The organism is Trichococcus collinsii (assembly GCF_900107505.1).
In the GTDB taxonomy this organism is placed as follows: Bacteria; Bacillota; Bacilli; order Lactobacillales; family Aerococcaceae; genus Trichococcus; species Trichococcus collinsii.
On sequence record NZ_FNQH01000005.1, the window covers coordinates 101,645 to 121,205 of the forward strand.

The window sequence follows — 19,561 nt, forward strand, 5'->3', positions numbered from 1 at the left end:
CTGCCTCTATTTCTGTTTCTTCGGATAAGTCTTCCTGTATGTGATCAGCAGATGGAGCGTCAGTGGCAGTCGACTCAGTCTCCGTTTCATTATATTCTTCTTGATTAAGCGGATTTTTTTTGTTTTCTTCGTCCCTATCCATGAAAATTCCTCCTTATCGTTCTACAAGTTCAGTATAGTTCCTTATTTTGAATAAATTATGAAGATAGTGAGAGAATATTTCGGAAAATTGCCTCTCAGTGAGCTTATTGTATCATATCCGCATATGCAAAAAGGAGCGGAATCACTCGATCCGCTCCCTTCTGCACTTGGATAATCCCGCCATGCGACTAGACTCTGAAAAGTTCGGTCGGCTCGTCCGGATCGGTATCATATACAAAAAAATCTTCATTGACGCCCATGCCTTTTTGCATCAGAATGCTTTCGGCCGTATGGTGCGCCAAGGTCTTGATGTTGTTGTCCCGACTCAAATGCCCCAGGTAGATGCGCTTCGTTCGGTCGCCCAGCATTTCAGCGACTGCGGCAGCTCCATCTTCATTGGACAGATGGCCTTCATCCCCCAAAATACGCTGCTTCAGTGACCAAGGGTACCCGCCCATACGCAACAATTCCAGATCGTGGTTGCTTTCGATAAGGTATGCATCCGCATCCCGCAAAAGGCCACGCAAGCGGTCGCTGACATAGCCGGTATCGGTCAACATGACCATCTGCTTGCCTTCATGTTGGAAAGAATAGAACTGCGGCTCCGCAGCATCATGGGAAACACCGTAACTTTGGATATCGACATCGCCTAAGGTCAGCACCTGGCCCATCTCGAAGATGTGCTTCTGCTCGGTCTTGACGTTGCCGATGATGTGGTCCATCGCCTTCCAGGTCGCTTCGTTCGCATACAAATCCATGTGGTACTTGCGCGCCAGGACGCCTAATCCATGCACGTGGTCGCGGTGTTCATGCGTGACGAGGATTGTATCCACCTCTGCGATATCACGATCGATTTTCGCCATCAGTCCGGCAATTTTTTTGCCACTCAGTCCGCAGTCCACCAATATTTTTCGTTTGGGTGTCTCGATATAGGTGCAGTTTCCGGAACTGCCGCTCGCCAGATAGCTGACGTGCATGCCCTCTTTTTCTATTGTTTCAATCACACTTAGCCCCTCCAATACACCCATAAGTGTAACTTATTTTTTAGAAAATGCCAGTAATTTTTCTCCCTGTTAGGAAAAGTTAATCTTCCGGCACTGCATGGGGAGAAGCCTTCGAAAGCCGCTTATTTTTTTGGCTTGCGCCATGCTTTCTTGGCGATTTTGAGTGCACGCAGCTGAGCTGTCTTCTTGGAACGATTCTGTTGACTCTGCACCAATATAGCATCCAGCAAGGTGATTCCCTCTTCCACGAATTCGCCTTTGTTCAGCATGACGCATTCCGCCTGTCCGGCCATCGTCGCATCCGACATCTCCGCCCGCGTCGGCACCCCACTCTTCACCATGTTCTCGAGTACCTGAGTGCTCCAGATGACGGGAATATGGGCAGCCTCGCAGATCCAAAGTATTTCTTCCTGGAGTTCCGAAAGCCTCAAAAAACCAGCCTCGGCAGCCAAGTCTCCGCGGGCGATCATGATTGCCAAAGGATTTTTGCTGGCTCCGGCAACGATCAGCTCCGGCAGATGATTCACGGCCTCCACCGTTTCAATTTTAATCACAAGCGGGATGGCTGTAGCTGCTTCATTTCCGATTTGCTCCATTAGAGTTTTCTGGATGGCAGCGATGTCCTTGCTTCCACGGACAAATGAGAAGCCTAGGATATCGGCATTCCTTTCGGCCATCAATAAGTCTTGGCGATCCTTTTCCGTCAAAATTGGCATCCTAAAAGTTGATTCCGGGAAATTGAGCCCTTTCTGCGCCTTCACTCTGATTCCCTTTGGCTTGGCCACTTTCCCGACTTGCACAACGACGCCTTGCGGTTTCTGTTCCACAACACGCCCTTCCAGGACGCCGTCATCCAAAATTACCAGACTGTCGACCTTCAGCGCATCAAAAAGATTCAGGCTTTCGCTGAAGACAATGATCGGATAGTGTTTCAGATCTTTAAAGGAAGTATCTGACGATAAGAAGAACAAGTCGCCCACTTTTAGGCGCGGCTTATCTTTTTCGCTGAGGACGGCATCCACCCGGATTTTCGGGCCCGCGATGTCAAAATAGATGCGGCAACTTTTACCGGTAATATGTTGGGCTTCCTTCAGATTTCCGACCATCTTAAGCCAGACTGCACTGTCATCATGGGCGCAGTTGATGCGGGCAATATCCATGCCGCGCTCCAACAGGCGGACAAGAAAGGCTTTATCCTCTGCAGCCTGTTCCGGAAGGGTAACCATGATCCGGGTCGTCCGGTACTTCGGTGGATCACCTAATAAGGCATTCGCCTCGGTTGCCAGTTTTTTCCGGCCCGGGAATTTCTCGCTTGCTTTAGGATAATCAGCCAACTGCTTGATTTCTCCTGACATCAAAGCCAAGTTGCGGACGATCGCATCCAGTTGTTGGAGCACTTTCGATTCCGTTCTGCCCAATGAGGATAGCCCCCATTTGGACAGCTTGCTCTGCAAGGGACGGATATCCCTGCTGCGCAACGCCAGATAGTAGGCAAGATTTTTGGCGCTCATTTGGAAGGAAGTCCGGGAAATGCCCGGCTCCCATTCCGCATAAAGGACATTGCCTTCCTCATAGACCGCTTGACGGAGCGCCTGCATCCCCTGATATAACGACTGCAATTCATTCCATTCTTTTTCTTTCACTCTGTTCACACCTCGACCTTTCATCTTTTATCAACTAAAGGATTTGTTGATTGGTTGCTGGAAAATAGTCTGGTACCTGAAACAAAAACACCCTACTCTGCTTCAGAAAAGGATGTTTTTGAAAGTATAGACGGTGCTTATCAGAAAGCTCCGCCGCCGGAACCGCCACCCGACCCACCGGACGAACCGCCACTGAAACCGCCGCCGAAGCCGCTGCTGTTCGAGGAAGTCGGCATCGATTTGGTTACGCCCGTGTTGATGCTGTTGTTCAGCGTGGAAAGGAAGATGGCGTTGTTCATGTAATAATAACTGCCGAAAGCGGACGCCTGGATCTCATTGACAGGAAACTCAACCTGCATCTGCTTCATGACTTTATCTGCCACTCCCAAAGAGACGGCATAGACCAAGAAATGATCCCATAAAGCGATGGATCCGACATCGCGCATCGGAAAGTCTCCCACGTCCTTCAGCATATTGCGGAAGCCGGCCCATTCCTGTTTCGCGCGTTCCCCATCGGCCGTCATGATCGGCTTGACAGCCACTGCCATGAGCTGGATGAAACTGAGAGCCGCACCCAGAACAGCAAGAATGATGGCCCACACTGTGAAAGTGCCGCTCATGATGCCGAAGAACACGATTGCGAACAACAGGAAGATGTTTGCAACCAAAGCCAGCACCGCAAATGCGACAGCTTTTTTGTTGTCCTTCGAACGATAGTTTTGGCGTTTCGGTGAAGCCACATCCATCACGCGCTCTTGCCATTTGACCCGATTCTCATTAAAACGTTTGGCTTCTGCCGAATTGTCGGCGATGTTCTCGATATCATCGAGCGTGACACTCTCCCCATCCCCAACATCGCTGATGAACCAATCCAAAAGTAGCTTTTCATGGCTCAGGAGCGGGGCATTTTTTGTGTCCTTGATCTGCGTCAGACGGAAGGAATCTTCTGGCGCTTTTTCTCGTCCGAAAATCCCTTTTTGAGGGATCTGCACCGGCGAAATCGTCAGATAGCCTTTCCGCACCAAATCAAGGATAGTGGCCGAAATGTCAGCAGCTTGTACATTTCCGGTGAAGACGGCACCATTCATGACAGCCGGCGTCATATCTTCAGGCAATTCATAGATGTGATCCGGCAGATGGATTTCCTGCGGAATTTCTCTTTTTCTGGCTTTTCTTACCCACAGGAACACCAGAATCGGCAGAATCGGTGCAACTACCGCCAAGACCGCACTGAGGATTCCAAAGAGCCACGCATTGCGTTGCTCTTCCTCGGCCAATGCGGCTTCCTGCGCCAATATTTCATCGAATTTATCTTCGTTCACCACATTCGGATTGTCTGCGGTGATTCTGGTCGGAAAAATCACATGGGCCTCCACGAATTGATTGGCGGGATTCTGCGGGACGTACAGTAAGACTTTTTGATTGTCTTCCAGTGTCACGGTGCTGTTCTCATCACCGCCATGGCCCCAAGCGCGCAATTCTTCTTCACCGGTCGCTTCCGGTAAAAGAACAGTAATATCCACGTCGTTCAATGGATCCTCCCAGGCGGAACCGATGACTTTGCGGTTCAACTCCGCTATGTCGTTATAATTCGTGACGATTTCGGGAATGCGGTACTGATAGATTACCGTCTGAATTTCATCCGTCATTTTATTGTACACGGTGAAATTCAGGAAATCACCGGTATTGTCCAGTTTGAACGTCCCCGGTTCCTCCGTATCGCTTAAAGCAAAAGGGAAAGGATTTTCCGACAGATACCCTTGCATCGACACTTTTACATCTGTAGGATCCGCTACCTCTGAAATATCCAAATCATACAGCACCCCATTGAATTCCCCTTCAAAATCGTAAGTGATGCTTTCAGTGAAAAAAGCGCTACCATCCCGCTGTATTTCGACCAACACATCATAGTTCGTAATCTCATAGGAACGGGCTTGTACTTCCTTCTGTCCAAATCCAATCAAAAAAAAGAACATGAACAGCATAATCGAGCCTATCCGTTTCATCATTACCTTCCCCTTCCGATACCCTCCATCAAGCTTGTCGCTTCTGATATCCCCATTTTAACAAACTTATCTCCGTTAAAAAAGGAAGAACCTCATTTCGAGATCCTTCCTTTTGTTTATGTTGGTTGAAACCCTAATTTCCGTTTCACTCCTGTGTGTTTTCTGTTTCCGAAGAGTCCTCTTCCTCCATCAGTAACGCACTGCTGGTGGCTGTCTTTGCTTTGACTTGCGCTTCGGCTGACGGAAGTGTAACGGTAGGCGTCGTGATGATGCTGCCGGTCAACGCATCCACCCGCCTGATTTCCAAAGGAGCATTCTCGATTTCGATTTCGATGTACCACATCGGACTGTAGATATCCATATCCGACAGGCTCAACGTGCGGTAATAGGTCAATTGCACCATCCGCACGGTGGAATTCGAGGGAATCTGGTTATTGAGATACAGTGCTTCAACTGCCCGTTTCTGCGAAATCACAGTCCGGCTGTTGCCTTGCACTTGTGCGGTGCCCGCAAAAGTTTGTTCATAGGAAATGACCTCGTAATCGGGATCTAAATTGAAAGTGATGCTGCCCGTACTGTCGCCGATAGGGATATTGTTTGCGACTTGTGCATACACAAGTTGTCTCCTGAGCGGCAAATACGTAAGGAAGGTATATTCAGCTCCATAGAGTACATCGCCTTGCAAGATAAAATCCGTAATCGGCGTTCTGTCGATAATCGCCGAATCTACCGCATCGATTTCAAGCGGGATCGGCTCGGACAAGGTGCTGAACAAAACGCCATCTTTAAAGACAGTCGTCTGATTCACCAACTTCGACTGGTCGGACTCCAACGTGATGCCTTTGTCCGTCTTCAACAAAGGGATTTTCTCCTGATCGGTCGATAGCGTCGGAAAATTGATGTCATCCGCCTTCATTGCCTCTTCGATGTTCAGAGTGGTGCTCTCGCTCCCGAAACTCAATGTCGTGGCATTTTTTTCCAACAGCACGCTGAGCAGATAGATGTTCAAGGCGGCGAAGGTGAGGATAAAAATGATTTTGATGCGTCTAAAGTCCACTGTCATCCGCCTCCGTTTCCGTTGCGTCGATCCAACGGTCCAATGATTTCCAGACGCCGTCAATCTGAATGAACCACTTGGGCGTCAGATTGACGAGTCTATTGGATTCTTCACTGAAGGTCCAATCATACCCCAAGGCGATCATCTGAATCTCTTGGCTGCTGTAGCCACCGGCATCCAGCGCAGCCAAAAGATCTTTCCCGCTCAACAGGGTGACATCCTCTCCGCGATCCGTCATCGGTGTCTGGATGACTTGCGTCAGGAATTGCAGTTCCGTCATAGATGATCCGGACATATGGATCCGCGTCAAACCGTAATCGACTTCCCCGAAAATCGGATAGCCGTTTACGTATCTTCGGTAATAAACATTATCCGTGTCCTCATCGAACCCATAGAAATAAAAAGGATTCGTCCAATTGTCCAACATTTTGATTTCATGGAAACTATCGCGGATCAACCGGTAAGCAGGCAACTCCTCGGCATCAAGGATGTTGCGGTAATAGCTCAACTGCCCGGTTTCCTTATGGATGCTCAATTCGGAAATGTTATCACTGTAACTCACTAATTCATCGTTTCCGTTATCCTTCAGCTCAGTTGTATCATTGAAAAGCAGATCGATGAAATAGCTGTTCGAAGGTTTTTCGACCAGATAGACCAACTTTTGGATTGTGATTGCTTCTTTCGGAAGGTAAGAGATGGCTGATTCGGATTCATACGATTCCACTTCCATGTACGCATCTTTTTGGCCTTCGTAAAGGTCCACCAACGGCTGCAGCGCATTATCCGGCCGCTTTGAGGTGAATACTTGCTTCGTCTTATCATTCAACAGATAGACGGCATCCTCTTCGTTTGAGTTGAAGATGATCCGATCGATCGTGTCAGCATAATAGTCCTCCTGGAGATTCGTGAAATACCGCGAAAGCAACTCCAGTGGAACTTCCTCGGCAAAGCGGATCTCCAGTTGGGTAGGCGCCAGAATAAGCGCATCAAACTCCTCCTGCGCGTAGGTTGAGACATCTTCGATCCCGTCAAGCAAACCCTCACCCAATAGCTCATTCACGCTCTTCATGATTTCCGGTGTTTGCGTCAAGTAGATGCGCTTATCCGTATGGACGATCATCCTTATCGGCGCAAAGACATCCTCTATCTTCTTCGTGTTGGTCAGATTGGCAGAGACGGCTGTCGTCGAATTCTGGCTTAAACCGATCGTACTTGGAGTGGAAAGGATTCTGACCGTCAGAAACAAGCTGATTGCGACCAACGTATATAATAGAGCGCTCAGTATCGGTGATTCTTTTTGTCTCATTCCCACTCATCCTCCTCATCCATCGGAATGTAAGGCAAGGAAATAAAGAAAGTGGACCCTTTATTTTCCACACTGGTTACCCAGATTTTTCCACCGTGCAACTGGACAACCTCTTTGGAAATGGCCAATCCCAGCCCGGTGCCGCCCATCGAACGGGCACGCGCCTTGTCGACCCGATAGAATCGGTCAAAGACATGGCCGATGTCCTTGCGCGGAATGCCCAATCCCTCATCGGTGATGCTGATGACGACACTGTTGTGCGTCTCCATCAGTCTGCAGGTTATTTTCCCGCCGTCCGGAGAATATTTGATGGCATTGTTCATGATATTGTCGATCACTTGGATAAATTTATCCTGATCGATTTCGACCCACAGCGTACGTTGCGTGAAGTCCCGTTCGATCTTATATTTTTTGTTGCGGTACTGTTCCGATTTCAACACCACTTCAAAGCGATCGATGATATGCGCGACCAGCTCATTGATGCTGACGAACTCCAGATTCAGTTCCTGTTTGCCTTGGTCCATCCGGGAGAGATTCAGCAAATCGGTGATCATCCGGATCATCCGATCGGTCTCGGTGGAAATGACCTTCAGGAATTCAGGAGCGATGTCTTTGTCTTCCCAAGCACCGTCAATCAGCGATTCCGTATAACTTTTCACGCTCGTCAATGGTGTGCGCAGTTCATGGGACACATTGGAAACGAAGCTGCGGCGTTCCTGTTCGACTTTTTCCTGCTCGGTGATGTCGGAAAGCACGCAGACCAATCCACTGATGAAGCCGGATTCCCGCTGGATGACAGAAAATTCTCCGCGCAGGATCGTATCCTGATCTTCAGTCGGAATATTCAGAATCAATTCATCCTGCGTCTCCAACAACTGGCGGAAAGTGAATTTCTCGCCCAACTTCAGCACTTTCATGATCGATTGCCCGATCGCTTTGTCCTGGGAAATCGAGAGCAGATCCATCGCCCGGCTGTTGATGATGATGATTTTGCCGCGGCGATCGGTGGCCAATACGCCATCCGTCATGTGCCGCAAGACGCTATCCAACCTTTGGCGCTCCGATTCCGTCGTTTCCTGCGCATCCTTGACTTTGTAGGACAGATCGTTGATGGTATCAGCCAATTCGCCCAATTCATCCGCACCATAGACTGTCACCTTGCCGGAATAATCTCCATCGGCAATGTTGGCCGTCTGTCTGCGCATTTCGGAAATGGGCCGCGTGATACCGCGGGAGATGATCACAGCCAACACGATTGTAATGATGACCGCCACAACCGAAGCGTTCAGAAAGATGCCCACTGTCTGGTTCATCTGCGAATAGACCGACTCAATATTCGATTCCATCACCAACACTCCGATAAGGGTACCGGTATTGTCAGTCGAATAGATCGGACTGATGTTCTTCAGCACGCGGCTATTCGTGTCTTCCTTCACATATTGATAGGACGAGGGTGTATCCAGAAGAATGACCTGTTGGACATCCCGATCGGTCGACTTCGTTCCGATCAAAGATTGCAGCGTTTGGTCATTGATTCCGAGAATATACCCCTGTTCATCCATGACTTGCGTTTCCAGAATGTTGGCGCCCGTAAAATCGCTAAGGATGGTCTGGACCGACTCCTCCAGCTTTTCTGTATCATCGGCCATCAGGATCGGCTGCAATGTCTTCTCAAGAAAGCCTGCATTCAGGCTCATTTGGCTGTCGAAGTTGCTGATCATTTTCGTTTCCAGTTCACGGATAAAATAAGCACCGATCAGTTGCAGGGATACCAAAAGGAGAAGAATAAAAAGCATTGGTATCTTGAAATGGATGGAGTGAACCAAACGTATCTTTTTGTTCATATATGGTTACTCCTGATCCGGATTCTTCAAGAAGTAGCCTACTCCTCTTCGCGTGATCAACCAAGTCGGATGGCTCGGTGTATCTTCGATTTTTTCGCGCAGTCTACGGACCGTCACATCGACAGTGCGGACATCGCCGAAATAATCATATCCCCAGACAGTCTGCAGCAGATGCTCCCGCGTCATCACTTGGCCGATATGTTTCGCCAAATAATGCAATAATTCGAATTCGCGGTGGGTCAATTCAATCTCTACCCCACGCTTCGACACGATGTAGGCATCTTCGTGGATGATCAATGCTCCAATTTTGATTTCATTTGTATCGTTCTCTTCAGGCGGTGCCGCAACTGGTGAGGCTTGTCTCCTCAAGTTCGCTTTTACGCGTGCGACCAATTCCCGGTTAGAAAATGGTTTCGTGACATAGTCATCCGCACCCAATTCCAGCCCGAGGACTTTGTCGATTTCAGAGTCTTTAGCTGTCAGCATGATGATCGGTACATCGCTCGTCTTGCGGATTTCCCGGCAGACTTCCAATCCGTCCATCTTGGGCAGCATAAGATCCAGCAGGATGATATCCGGGCCCACTTCCGCAAATTGCGCCAAGGCTTCTTCACCATCAAATGCAGTGAAGACCTCATAACCTTCTTTGGTCAGATTAAACTTGATTATATCTGAGATTGGTTTTTCATCGTCTACCACTAATACCTTTTTCATCTTCAAACCTCCTTATTTCTTGCAACTCACTGTCCCTTTCGGAACGTCTACTCTTTATTATACAATTGCAGCCGATTAAGTGCAAAGCGTTCCTGAATTATCCACCGGCAGAACCCGCACGACTGTACAAAAAAGGACGAGCCATCAATCGTTTTCCTGACTGATGGCTCATCCCCCTATTAGACATTATGGCATTCATTTATTGATTCATCAGCTGTGGATGACGACAGGAACCCCGATACCAATCATCCCAAACAGTTCAGCCATTACCCCGGGTGGCGTATTGACACAACCATTCGAGCCGGCAGTGAGCCAATATTCACCGCCGTAAGCAGGCTGCCAAGATGAATCGTGGATACCGATGCCTGTCCACTCGACAGGCATCCAGTATTCGACAGGCGATTCGTAATCCTTTTCGGTTCTTGGATTATAGCCTTTCAAAACGGCATCCTCTTCTTTGTTCCAAATGTAGAAAACCCCCGTCGGAGTCGGCGACATCGGATGACCGGAAACGATATCCGTTTCAAGCGCAACGACGCCATCTTGGTAATACCACATGTGCTGGCTTGAAAGATCCACTTCGACATAGGTGGTGCCGATGTCCGCGCCATCCGCATGATAGCCGGTACCGTTATAATTCGGCGTTACCGTCACATCTTCCCCTGCTAAAACATAGCTGATCAGGTTGTCCGTTTCGGCTGCGACAGCCAATGTCCATCCATACGTGCCGGATGGGACTTGGACCGTTTCACCGTCCGTTGCCAAGAAATCCCGTGTACGGGAATAGGTGCTGTATTTGTCGCTCAGTCCTTGCAGATAGGCTGCAACGCCTTCGCGATTGACGGACACTTCGCCGTTCTCGTCAATGCCCAACCATTCGATGATGGCTGTTTGCGGCACAGTCTCTGTCTGTCCGGAAATGGTATATTGGATAACCGTATCCGTCAAATCATCCAATTTTTGCAACGTTTCCGCCAGAATTGGATCATCCGCCGTTAATGTTGGCTGTTGATAGGCCTGCGCAAGATCGATTTCCGTTTCTCCGGAAATGACTGCTTCTAACATCTTAGCCTTCAACAATTCCAGATCTACCATGTTTCCTGCCGTTTCAGGCGAAATCTCGTAGCCGTCAGTCCCTTTGACAACAGTAGCGTTCACGGGGGCCGTACGACTTTCGTTCTCCAACGGCATCGCCGCCAAAATGTCCCCTAAAGCCGTTTCATCAACAGACACACCGCTAAGGTCGGTTTCTTCTTGCTTTTCTTGGAATAGCAGAATTGGCCAATCCCAGCCACTTTGTTCAGCCTTCATCGTTTCCAATTTCTCGGTGTTGTCGATGGAAACGCCCAGGTCTGCAGGTGTGAAGGCATGGATAGTCTCTCCATCTTCGATGATTCGGATCTGCGCTTGTGCGATTGCAGCGGTTGTCTCTTCTTTTGCTTGAATTACGGTATCATTCGATATGTCAACGCCATCCAACATCGTATTCGGTAAGAATTTATCCTCATAATAGCTACCTATACCAAAGTATCCGGCTGCGACCAATAAGAACGCTGTAGCGCCAATGATGATGGGTTTCTTTTTCACTGTCCAGACCACCTTCTCGTTTTATTACGTTTAAGTTACATTTGTGTTACAAATAATTGTAACTTACTTTTTAATACTTTACCATGTTTTCTTTAAAAAGCAAGCTATTTTAGCTTAATTTTTTTATAATAGGCCGTCTTCTTAGATACTAATCATAATACCTATGCGGAAGAAATGCAAACAGACACACTTGCATTTTCATCTGTGTAGACCGACAAAAAAAGCCTGTCTCAATATGAGGCAGGCCTTGATTGCTATGCGCGATTCTGGTTCTCTGTGTTGATTTCATCGAGGATATAGCCGAAATCGAACTCTTCTTTTTTGACGATCAGCAATAGGCCATCGCCAAGAGGTACGAGAGAAGTCTCCAATGCCGGATGGTCCAACACGGTATCCATCAGCTTGTTCAGGCGGCGGTGAATCTTGCGGACCCTCTTCGGAACGTCAGCTTCATCATCCAGGATGGTTCCGCCTTGGAAAACATCATCGATGACCAGCATTCCGTCTTTCTTCAGAAGGCGGATGCAATGGGGCAAAAATTCATAATACTTGGATTTCGCACTGTCCATAAAGATGAAATCATACGGACCTTCCAAGGTAGGCAGGACTTCCGCCGCATCGCCTTCCAAAAGCGTCACCTTGTCCGCGATGCCCAATTTCTCAAAGTTTGCTTTTGCGTGGTTGATCATGACCTCAAAACGATCGATGGTCGTGACGTGGCCTTCCGCTCCGACGTGTTGTGCCATCAGGCTGCCTGAGAAGCCAATTGCCGCTCCGATTTCCAATATCTGTTTGGGTTTGATCTGTCCCAGCAGCATATTCAGGAACACAGCTGTTTCATGCGGAATGATGGGCACGCCTCTTTCGTTCGCGGTCTTTTCCAGTTCCCCCAATTCTCCGGGGAAACGCTTCAGTCTGTCGCGCATAAATGCGACCAGTTCTTTCTTTACGACGGGTCTGTCCATCATTTCGTTCAATGCCATACTTTTTTCTCCTTATCGCATACTCTTTTATCAATGGCAACAAGGCTGGGAATGGATCCCAGCCTTGTGCTTATTCATCTTCAATAACTACTGCTTGGACGGGTTCTCTCGTGACACGGATGCCACGGATCCTGCCGCTTTCGACCTGCGTAGTCGTCAGCAGGTACTCTCCGGTCTGAATCGTCGCATGTTCATCATCTTTCGGGAAATAGCCGAGTTCTTCGATCATGTATCCGGCTATCGTATCCACTTCTTCGGATGCGATAGCCGTCTTGAATAATTGATTGAACTTGTCCAGTGGCATACGTCCATTCACAACATAATGATTATCATCGATTTTTTTCGAAAGGCGGTAAATTTCATCATACTCATCTTCAATGTCCCCAACGATTTCCTCCAAAAGGTCCTCGAGGGTGATGATTCCCTCCACGCCACCGTATTCATCCTTGATGATGGCCATATGCGTGTGGGTCTTGCGGAACTCTACTAAGAGATCATCGATATAAATAGTGGAAGGGACAAATAAAGGCGTATTGACCAATTCACGGAAAGAAATTCGCTCAAAACCAACTTCCTTTGATGCTTTCAAAACATTTTTCATATGCAGAACACCAATGATATTGTCCCTGTCTTGCTCATAAACCGGAATCCGAGAATATTGACTGTTCAAAACCAGCGCAATGTTGTATTCCAGATCATCATCCAAATCCATCATCAAAGTGTCCGTGCGCGGCACCATCAATTCACGGGCAAGCTTCGTGTCCAAAGAGAGCACTCCCTGCATCATAGTGAACTCTGATGGGTCGATAACCCCTTCGCCTCGGCTCTGTGCAAGGATAGCCTTCATTTCGTCACGAGTGAGCTTCTCTTCCACATTCGTGAATTCGATCGGTGTCAATTTCTTCAGGATACCGGTCGAGAAAGACAAAAGCCAAACGAACGGTTTGAAGAAGGTCTTGACGACAACGATTGGGCCAGCGGTGTGGCGCGCAATGGTTTCGGGCATCTGCAAGGCGATCTGTTTAGGATACAGTTCACCGAAAACGAGCGTGATATAGGAAAGGACAACGGTGATGATGATCATCGCTATCGTTTTGCCGCCGGCGACGCTTCCCAACAACGGTTCGATATAGCCGACGAAGTTGGATGAAGCGGACGCACTGCTGAAGAATCCGGCAAATGTGATGGCAACTTGGATAGTGGCCAAGAAATCATCCGGATTCTCCAAGAGACGCAAAACCTTCTGTGATTTCTTATCGCCGTCTTTGGCCAGCTTCTCGATTTTGGAACGGTTGATAGAAACAAATGCCAATTCGGCTGAGGCGAAATAAGCATTCAGTAAAGTCAGGGTTAGGATCAATGCTATTTTTGATAGTAACGACTGGCCTTCGGGGTCTGGGTTCATATGATTTTTTTCTCCTTTTTTATGGTGACTCACGCAACTAGGGCCTGTCCTGAAACAAGGCGCTGGGAAGTTGCATAAAAAAATATAGATTCTGTTCAATTATATACTACTTAATATAGTGAACTCCGCTCGAAAAATCAAGAGATTTTTCATTTACGGACTGATGGAGCGATTCCGCGCTTTTTCCTCACGCCTTCCGGGAACGACAAGTGTTCTCATTCCAATCTAATGTTTGAAAGAGGCTGACAATGTCTTGGAAGGGCTTTACCGCTTGATTTATCAAATGTTTAAGAATTTCCAACTATGCGTTTATAACCGTTGCTTTTTTTTATTTTAATGTTATTATCACATTAGACACCCGTGTTTTTAGGAGGATTTTAATTATATGCTTATCCGCTCACTTGCCATTCCAAAACGAGAGCTCACCATCGTCAAGGAGTCCGCCACGCTTCGGGATGCACTGGATATCCTCGAAGATTCAGGATTCCGTTGTGTTCCGATTCTGGACGAAACAGAAACCATTTTTCGTGGAAATATCTACAAAATGCATATCTATCGGCACAAAGCGAACGGCGGGGACATGAACCTGCCTGTCACGCATCTGCTGAAGAATGCCACAAAATTCATTTCGATAGACAGTTCATTCTTTAAGGTATTTTTTACCATCAAAGAATTACCCTACATTTCCGTTTTGAATAAGGATATGACCTTTTACGGCATCCTGACCCATAACGCCTTGTTGAACATGTTGGCCCAATCATGGAGCATCGATGTCGGTAGTTATGTGCTGACGGTCATCGCGCCTGGTCAGAAAGGCGATCTGTACCACATCACCAAAATCATCAACCGTTACTCCTCTATCGCTAGCTGTATTTCCTTGGACATCAACCGGGAAGACGCTCTGCGCAGGGTATTGGTCACTTTACCCGCCGGAACGCCCAAGCAGGTGCTGGATTCCATCGTAAAGGCATTGGAACGCAAAGATTTCCGAGTGACGGAAATCGAAAATCTGCAAGTTGATTTCTGAAAAAGCTCCTTTTACACATTAAAAAAGTCGGACGAAGCCTTGTGCTTGTCCGACTTTTTCAGCGTGTCCCCGGATCAGCGAGTAGCGCCATTCAGATAGGGGTTTGAATAGATTTCTTCCCTTACTGTCGTAGGATCGCCATGTCCCGGGAACAGGACGGTTTCTCCTGGCAAAGGTACGATATATTTCTGGATTCCTTCGATAAGAGTTGTATGGCTGCCGCCCGGCAAATCACTGCGGCCGACGCTCCCTTTGAAGATAACATCTCCTACGATGGCAAACCCGTTCTCGCGGAAAATGAAGATGGTGCTTCCTGGTGAATGCCCGGGAATATGTTGCATCTCAAAACGGAATTCTCCGATTTCGTAAGGCCCCATCTCTTCGAAGAAGACATCCGCTTCTTTCGACAACCGGACATCCGGAACGTTCGGATTGCGTGCTGATCCGTTCAGTTCCGGATTCAACAACCATTCCCGTTCGATAGGATTTTGGTAGACGGGAACGTCGTATTTTTCCCGGATTGTTTCGAGGGCTCCGATGTGATCGTAGTGCGCATGGGTCAACACGATCGCTATCGGATGCAATTCATTCTCTTCGATTGCTGCAATGATGTCTTCCGCTTGCTCACCTGGATCAAAGATGATCGTATCATTCTCATGGTCGCCGATCAAAAAATAACAGTTTTCCTGGATAGGACCGACTGTAATTGCGTACATTTCCATATATTGTTTCCTCCCTCTTTTTCGATTACCTCTCTATTATAAGAGAACGATGAGAAATATCCTAGCGAAAAACGGGAATTTCTGCTGTCTATTCAGCAAAAGCCCCCGTTCTCCAGTTTTTTTCATATGGATTATTAATGAATCAGGCCATTTTTTCAGCAAAACCGATGATCTTGTTCATGTACTTCATAAGCGGTGCTGAGACAACCAACACGACAGCTTCACCGAATGCCGCTGTCACAAAGCTGAACCAAAAAGGCAAATCAAGAACGATATAAAGCTCAATCGCGACAAGAACCATCGTCAACGTGAAAACGAGCGCGGTCATCATCATGCGTTTCATTTCGGAATCGTTGGGTTTGAACAATTTTTCCAGAATAAGGAAAGAGATTAATGTCTGACCAAATCCGAACACCAAGTCCCAAGCCCCTAATGTCGAAAAAATCAGGTTGGCAATGAAAACACCCGCCAAAACACCGTATTTATAATCTTTGTGGTAGCCTACCAAATGATTCAGCATTTCTGAAACACGGAATTGGATGGCACCGAACGACATAAAAGCAAAAACCCCTGTCAAAGCAACATAAAGTGCTGCGATAATTGTATTGATAACCATTTTTCTTGTACTCAACCTAAAAACCTCCTAGTTTTTTTCGTGGGATGGTAGACGAACCACGCACTCCTTCGAGAGCTCAAACAGTTTACCATATATGTTCTCTTTTGAAAACGGCTAACGGCGCATTTTCATCTGATTTTCATTACCAAAAAAAGCTGTCTACCCTTAACAGGTACCCGACAGCTTTCCCGATTTTTCTTTTTTCTATTTGTAAACGCGTGGGACGCGCGCGTTGATTCCCGTCAAAATTTCATAGCCGATCGTATCGATCCTTACCGCCATTTCGGACGGATTATTGACGAGTCCACCGTTTTTCCCCAAGAGCGTCACTTTCGTCCCGACCGGATATTCTTTCGGCAAACTGATCATGCATTGATCCATGCAGATGACTCCCCGGATTGGACAACGCTGGCCATCGACGATGACTGTCTGATGGCGAAGATCCCGTCTCCATCCGTCGGCATAGCCGATTGGAAGCGTAGCGATCCATTCTCCCTCGAAAGCACGGTAACGGGCACCATATGCGATTGTGTCGCCTTCATGCATCTGCTTGACATAGCTGATATGCGTATCCAACTGTACCGATGGCTTCAATTCGTACGGAAGCTCCAATACGGTGTCAGAAGGATTGTATCCGTACATTGCGATACCGACGCGGACCGCATCCGTCTTAAACGCTTCATGCCAAAGCGAAATCGCGGAATTCGCCAGATGCACTATCGGTGGCCGTTGCTCCATTGCCTGCAAAATTTCTTCAAATAAAGCCAGTTGGCGATCCACCAATGTCGGATCTTCACCGTCGGCCGTCGCGAAGTGCGTAAAGATACCTTCGAAAACAAAGCCATTCAGTTCGGCAATGCGCGCTTCGAAGCCTTTGACCTCCTCGACCGTACGCAAGCCAATCCGGCCCATCCCGGTATCAATGGCCAAATGCACCCGGACCGGCAGCTCCGTTTCTCGGTTCTTCAGATACGGCAAGGCCGCTTCTAGCCATTCCGCTGCTGTTACAGCTACGCTGATTCCGTTGTCAGCTATGAGCGCAGCGTCTTCTGCCTCCGTTGGGCCCACAACCATGATGAAGTCATCGGACAGCCCATTTTCCCGCAGCTCCATCGCCTCATCCAACAGCGCGACACAGAATCCGTCCACACCCGCTTCCTTCGCCTTTTTCGCGACCGGAACAGCTCCCAATCCATAGGCATCGGCTTTGACAACCGCAAAAAATTTCTTTCCAGGAGACAGACCCTTCCTGATTTGTTGGATATTCCACGAAATAGCTTCCAAATCGATGGTTTCTATCGTGGGACGGTGCTTTCCTACTACCATGGTTAAAACCCCTTTACTTTTCTAATACCACTTGCGCGGCAATGATGTTTCCCGAATGGGTGATGGAAACGAATCCTGCCCCATCAAACGGAGATTTGGTTATTTCAGGCTTCCGGTTCTCTCCGGGCAAAATTTCGATATCTTGGAAAGACAGCTTACCGATACCTGTGCCATAAGCCTTTGAGAAAGCTTCTTTTGCGGCATAGCGTCCAGCCAGAAATTCCATTTGGCGTGCTCCGCTCAGAGACGAGAACAGTTTCATTTCCGCTACGGTCAAAACCCGTTCCGCAAAACCCGAACGCCGATCATAGGCTTTCGTGATGCGGTCCAACTCGGTTACGTCCAATCCTATTCCATAAATCATTCCAATCACCGCCTCTTCTGCATGCATTGTTCTCATTTTACCAAAAACAAAAAAATTTCCAGCATAAGAAAAACCTCTTCTCCTGGCATAGGCCAATTGGAGAAGAGGTTTTTGATCACGAATTAGTCGTTGTTGCTGCGGATAGTAAAGCTATGGCTGCTTTTTTTAGGTGCGCCGGCACTGCCGCCGCCACGTTTGTCATCATAGCGTTTGCCGCCGGAGCGTGGTTTGCTGTCGCTTGAGCGATTTTTGTTGCCACTGCGTTCTCCGCTGCGTTCGCCACCGCCGCTGCCGCGTCTTTCTGATGAACTACGGTTACCTTTGTAGCCGCCGCCCGTGCTCTTACCTTTGTAACCACCGCCGCCTTTACCTTTTCTTGAAGGCAATGGGCGTTCTGGCGTGATCTTAACAGGAACATCAGTAGCATCTTTAGAAAGACTCTTCAAGAATGCTGCTACCAAATCTTCAGCAGTGTGCTCTTCAAGCAAACGAACAGCTGCACGTTGATATTTGTCTGTTTCTGTTTCTTTTACCAACGACTCCACTTCATCCATAGCTGATTTTACTTGGCCACGGAAAGCTTCTTCATCACTTGGTGGTTGTAATGGAGTGATCGGTTTTTTGGTTAAGTTTTCGATTGTACGCAAGTAATCCATTTCGTTTGGTGTAACGAAAGTAACGGACATACCTTCTTTACCTGCACGACCTGTACGGCCGATACGGTGAACATAGCTTTCTGGATCTTGAGGGATATCGTAGTTGTACACGTGTGTAACACCTGTAACATCCAATCCACGAGCAGCAACGTCAGTCGCTACCAAGAAATCCAAATCGCCAGTCTTGAATGCATTCAGAACACTCATACGTTTTTGTTGTGTCAAATCGCCATGGATTCCTTCTGCGCGGTAACCGCGTAGTTCCAATCCTTTGGACAATTCATCAACACGACGTTTTGTACGGCCGAATACAATAGCCAATTCCGGATTTTGAACATCGAACAAACGAGTCATTGTATCGAATTTTTCAAAATCTTTACATTTGACGAAATATTGATCAATTAAGTTAGCTGAAGCGTGGGATGCTTTAATTTTCACGTGTTCTGGAGCATGCATGAATTTAACACCGATTTTTTTGATCTGGTCAGGCATCGTTGCTGAGAACAACAATGTTTGACGCTCAGACGGTGTTTCACTAAGGATGCTTTCGATGTCTTCCAAGAAGCCCATGTTCAACATTTCATCTGCTTCATCCAAAACTAGCGTTTCAATATGATCCAAACGAATTGTTTTGCGTTTGATATGATCCAATAAACGGCCTGGTGTCCCAACGATAATTTGCGGTTTGTTTTTTAAAGCGCGAATTTGACGGCTGATATCTGCTCCACCATAAACAACTTGTACTGATACATGTTTGTCTTTGCCTAAGCGATAAAGTTCTTCTTGTGTTTGAATCGCTAATTCACGTGTTGGCGCGATAACAATCCCTTGGATAGCTTTGTTTTCTGTGTTGATTTTTTGCAACATCGGCAATCCAAAAGCGGCTGTTTTACCAGTACCTGTTTGTGCTTGGCCGATAACGTCCAATCCTTTGAGCGCCAAAGGAATAGTTTCCGTTTGGATGGGTGTTGCTTCCTCGAAGCCCATTGTCTCAATTGACTGTAATAATACTGCATCTAAACCTAATTCTGAAAATTTCATGTTTCCTCCTAATTTTGAGAAACTAAAATTTAGAGAGTCTTTTCTTTTACCCGTATCTAAATACGGTTCATAATCTTATAAATAAAAGATAAACCTTTTTTACTTAATCCCTTGAATAG

The 19,561-nt window shown here is 47.4% G+C and carries 16 protein-coding genes; 1 reads left to right on the forward strand and 15 read right to left on the reverse strand.

All coding sequences use genetic code 11. The features are described from left to right. Positions 1–329: 329 nt before the first annotated feature. The 10 genes from BLV66_RS11965 to BLV66_RS12010 form a co-directional block, all read right to left on the reverse strand. Positions 330–1,118 carry an MBL fold metallo-hydrolase gene (locus tag BLV66_RS11965; RefSeq protein ID WP_176974261.1) on the reverse strand — a complete coding sequence of 263 codons (789 nt, stop codon included), beginning with the start codon at positions 1,116–1,118 and terminating at the stop codon, positions 330–332. A gap of 149 nt (positions 1,119–1,267) precedes the next feature. Continuing rightward, positions 1,268–2,788, reverse strand: a complete 1,521-nt coding sequence (locus BLV66_RS11970; protein ID WP_176974255.1) for a pyruvate kinase — start codon at positions 2,786–2,788, stop codon at positions 1,268–1,270. 140 nt (positions 2,789–2,928) lie between these two features. Further along, positions 2,929–4,797 (reverse strand): DUF2207 domain-containing protein, encoded by a 1,869-nt coding sequence (locus BLV66_RS11975; RefSeq protein ID WP_086987023.1) that lies wholly within the window; start codon positions 4,795–4,797, stop codon positions 2,929–2,931. Positions 4,798–4,939: 142 nt separating this feature from the next. Next, the gene (locus BLV66_RS11980; protein WP_176974256.1) at positions 4,940–5,851 is read right to left on the reverse strand and encodes a two-component system regulatory protein YycI; all 912 of its coding nucleotides are present in this window, start codon (positions 5,849–5,851) and stop codon (positions 4,940–4,942) included. After that, complete coding sequence (locus BLV66_RS11985; RefSeq protein ID WP_086987021.1) at positions 5,841–7,157, reverse strand: YycH family regulatory protein; 1,317 nt, start codon at positions 7,155–7,157, stop codon at positions 5,841–5,843. Before BLV66_RS11985 ends, BLV66_RS11980 begins: the two co-directional genes overlap by 11 nt. Further along, on the reverse strand, positions 7,154–9,001 hold the full coding sequence (walK, locus tag BLV66_RS11990) for a cell wall metabolism sensor histidine kinase WalK (protein ID WP_086987020.1): 1,848 nt from the start codon (positions 8,999–9,001) through the stop codon (positions 7,154–7,156). The genes BLV66_RS11985 and walK overlap by 4 nt, the downstream gene beginning before the upstream one ends. 6 nt (positions 9,002–9,007) lie before the next feature. After that, complete coding sequence (gene yycF, locus BLV66_RS11995; RefSeq protein WP_086987019.1) at positions 9,008–9,715, reverse strand: response regulator YycF; 708 nt, start codon at positions 9,713–9,715, stop codon at positions 9,008–9,010. 210 nt (positions 9,716–9,925) lie between these two features. Further along, on the reverse strand, positions 9,926–11,302 hold the full coding sequence (locus tag BLV66_RS12000) for a L,D-transpeptidase family protein (RefSeq protein ID WP_086987018.1): 1,377 nt from the start codon (positions 11,300–11,302) through the stop codon (positions 9,926–9,928). A gap of 254 nt (positions 11,303–11,556) precedes the next feature. Then, a complete protein-coding gene (locus tag BLV66_RS12005) occupies positions 11,557–12,285 on the reverse strand; it encodes an O-methyltransferase (RefSeq protein WP_086987017.1) in 729 nt (242 codons plus the stop codon). 70 nt (positions 12,286–12,355) lie between these two features. Then, positions 12,356–13,690, reverse strand: a complete 1,335-nt coding sequence (locus tag BLV66_RS12010; protein ID WP_086987016.1) for a hemolysin family protein — start codon at positions 13,688–13,690, stop codon at positions 12,356–12,358. 385 nt (positions 13,691–14,075) lie between these two features. On the opposite strand from BLV66_RS12010, the gene cbpA reads away from it, so the two are divergent. Next, on the forward strand, positions 14,076–14,717 hold the full coding sequence (gene cbpA, locus BLV66_RS12015; RefSeq protein WP_086987015.1) for a cyclic di-AMP binding protein CbpA: 642 nt from the start codon (positions 14,076–14,078) through the stop codon (positions 14,715–14,717). A gap of 74 nt (positions 14,718–14,791) precedes the next feature. Here the strand turns inward: cbpA and BLV66_RS12020 are convergent, their stop codons facing one another. The 5 genes from BLV66_RS12020 to cshA form a co-directional block, all read right to left on the reverse strand. Further along, a complete protein-coding gene (locus tag BLV66_RS12020) occupies positions 14,792–15,439 on the reverse strand; it encodes an MBL fold metallo-hydrolase (protein WP_086987014.1) in 648 nt (215 codons plus the stop codon). Positions 15,440–15,581: 142 nt separating this feature from the next. After that, on the reverse strand, positions 15,582–16,070 hold the full coding sequence (locus BLV66_RS12025; protein ID WP_245826728.1) for a QueT transporter family protein: 489 nt from the start codon (positions 16,068–16,070) through the stop codon (positions 15,582–15,584). Between the two features lie 189 nt (positions 16,071–16,259). Further along, the gene (gene alr, locus BLV66_RS12030; protein WP_086987013.1) at positions 16,260–17,381 is read right to left on the reverse strand and encodes an alanine racemase; all 1,122 of its coding nucleotides are present in this window, start codon (positions 17,379–17,381) and stop codon (positions 16,260–16,262) included. A gap of 13 nt (positions 17,382–17,394) precedes the next feature. Further along, on the reverse strand, positions 17,395–17,745 hold the full coding sequence (acpS, locus tag BLV66_RS12035) for a holo-ACP synthase (RefSeq protein ID WP_086987012.1): 351 nt from the start codon (positions 17,743–17,745) through the stop codon (positions 17,395–17,397). 122 nt (positions 17,746–17,867) lie between these two features. Further along, positions 17,868–19,442, reverse strand: coding sequence for a degradosome RNA helicase CshA (gene cshA, locus BLV66_RS12040; RefSeq protein ID WP_086987011.1), 1,575 nt, complete (start codon positions 19,440–19,442; stop codon positions 17,868–17,870). Between the last annotated feature and the right edge of the window lie 119 nt (positions 19,443–19,561).

What these genes read in the sequence shown, in the direction of transcription:
- BLV66_RS11965 (WP_176974261.1), bottom strand. Translation starts at nt 1,118, where the DNA reads ATGCACGTCAGCTATCTGGCGAGCGGCAGTTCCGGAAACTGCACCTAT.
- BLV66_RS11975 (WP_086987023.1), bottom strand. Translation starts at nt 4,797, where the DNA reads ATGATGAAACGGATAGGCTCGATTATGCTGTTCATGTTCTTTTTTTTG.
- BLV66_RS11985 (WP_086987021.1), bottom strand. Translation starts at nt 7,157, where the DNA reads ATGAGACAAAAAGAATCACCGATACTGAGCGCTCTATTATATACGTTG.
- walK (WP_086987020.1), bottom strand. Translation starts at nt 9,001, where the DNA reads ATGAACAAAAAGATACGTTTGGTTCACTCCATCCATTTCAAGATACCA.
- yycF (WP_086987019.1), bottom strand. Translation starts at nt 9,715, where the DNA reads ATGAAAAAGGTATTAGTGGTAGACGATGAAAAACCAATCTCAGATATA.
- BLV66_RS12005 (WP_086987017.1), bottom strand. Translation starts at nt 12,285, where the DNA reads ATGGCATTGAACGAAATGATGGACAGACCCGTCGTAAAGAAAGAACTG.
- BLV66_RS12010 (WP_086987016.1), bottom strand. Translation starts at nt 13,690, where the DNA reads ATGAACCCAGACCCCGAAGGCCAGTCGTTACTATCAAAAATAGCATTG.
- cbpA (WP_086987015.1), top strand. Translation starts at nt 14,076, where the DNA reads ATGCTTATCCGCTCACTTGCCATTCCAAAACGAGAGCTCACCATCGTC.
- BLV66_RS12020 (WP_086987014.1), bottom strand. Translation starts at nt 15,439, where the DNA reads ATGGAAATGTACGCAATTACAGTCGGTCCTATCCAGGAAAACTGTTAT.
- alr (WP_086987013.1), bottom strand. Translation starts at nt 17,381, where the DNA reads ATGGTAGTAGGAAAGCACCGTCCCACGATAGAAACCATCGATTTGGAA.
- acpS (WP_086987012.1), bottom strand. Translation starts at nt 17,745, where the DNA reads ATGATTTATGGAATAGGATTGGACGTAACCGAGTTGGACCGCATCACG.
- cshA (WP_086987011.1), bottom strand. Translation starts at nt 19,442, where the DNA reads ATGAAATTTTCAGAATTAGGTTTAGATGCAGTATTATTACAGTCAATT.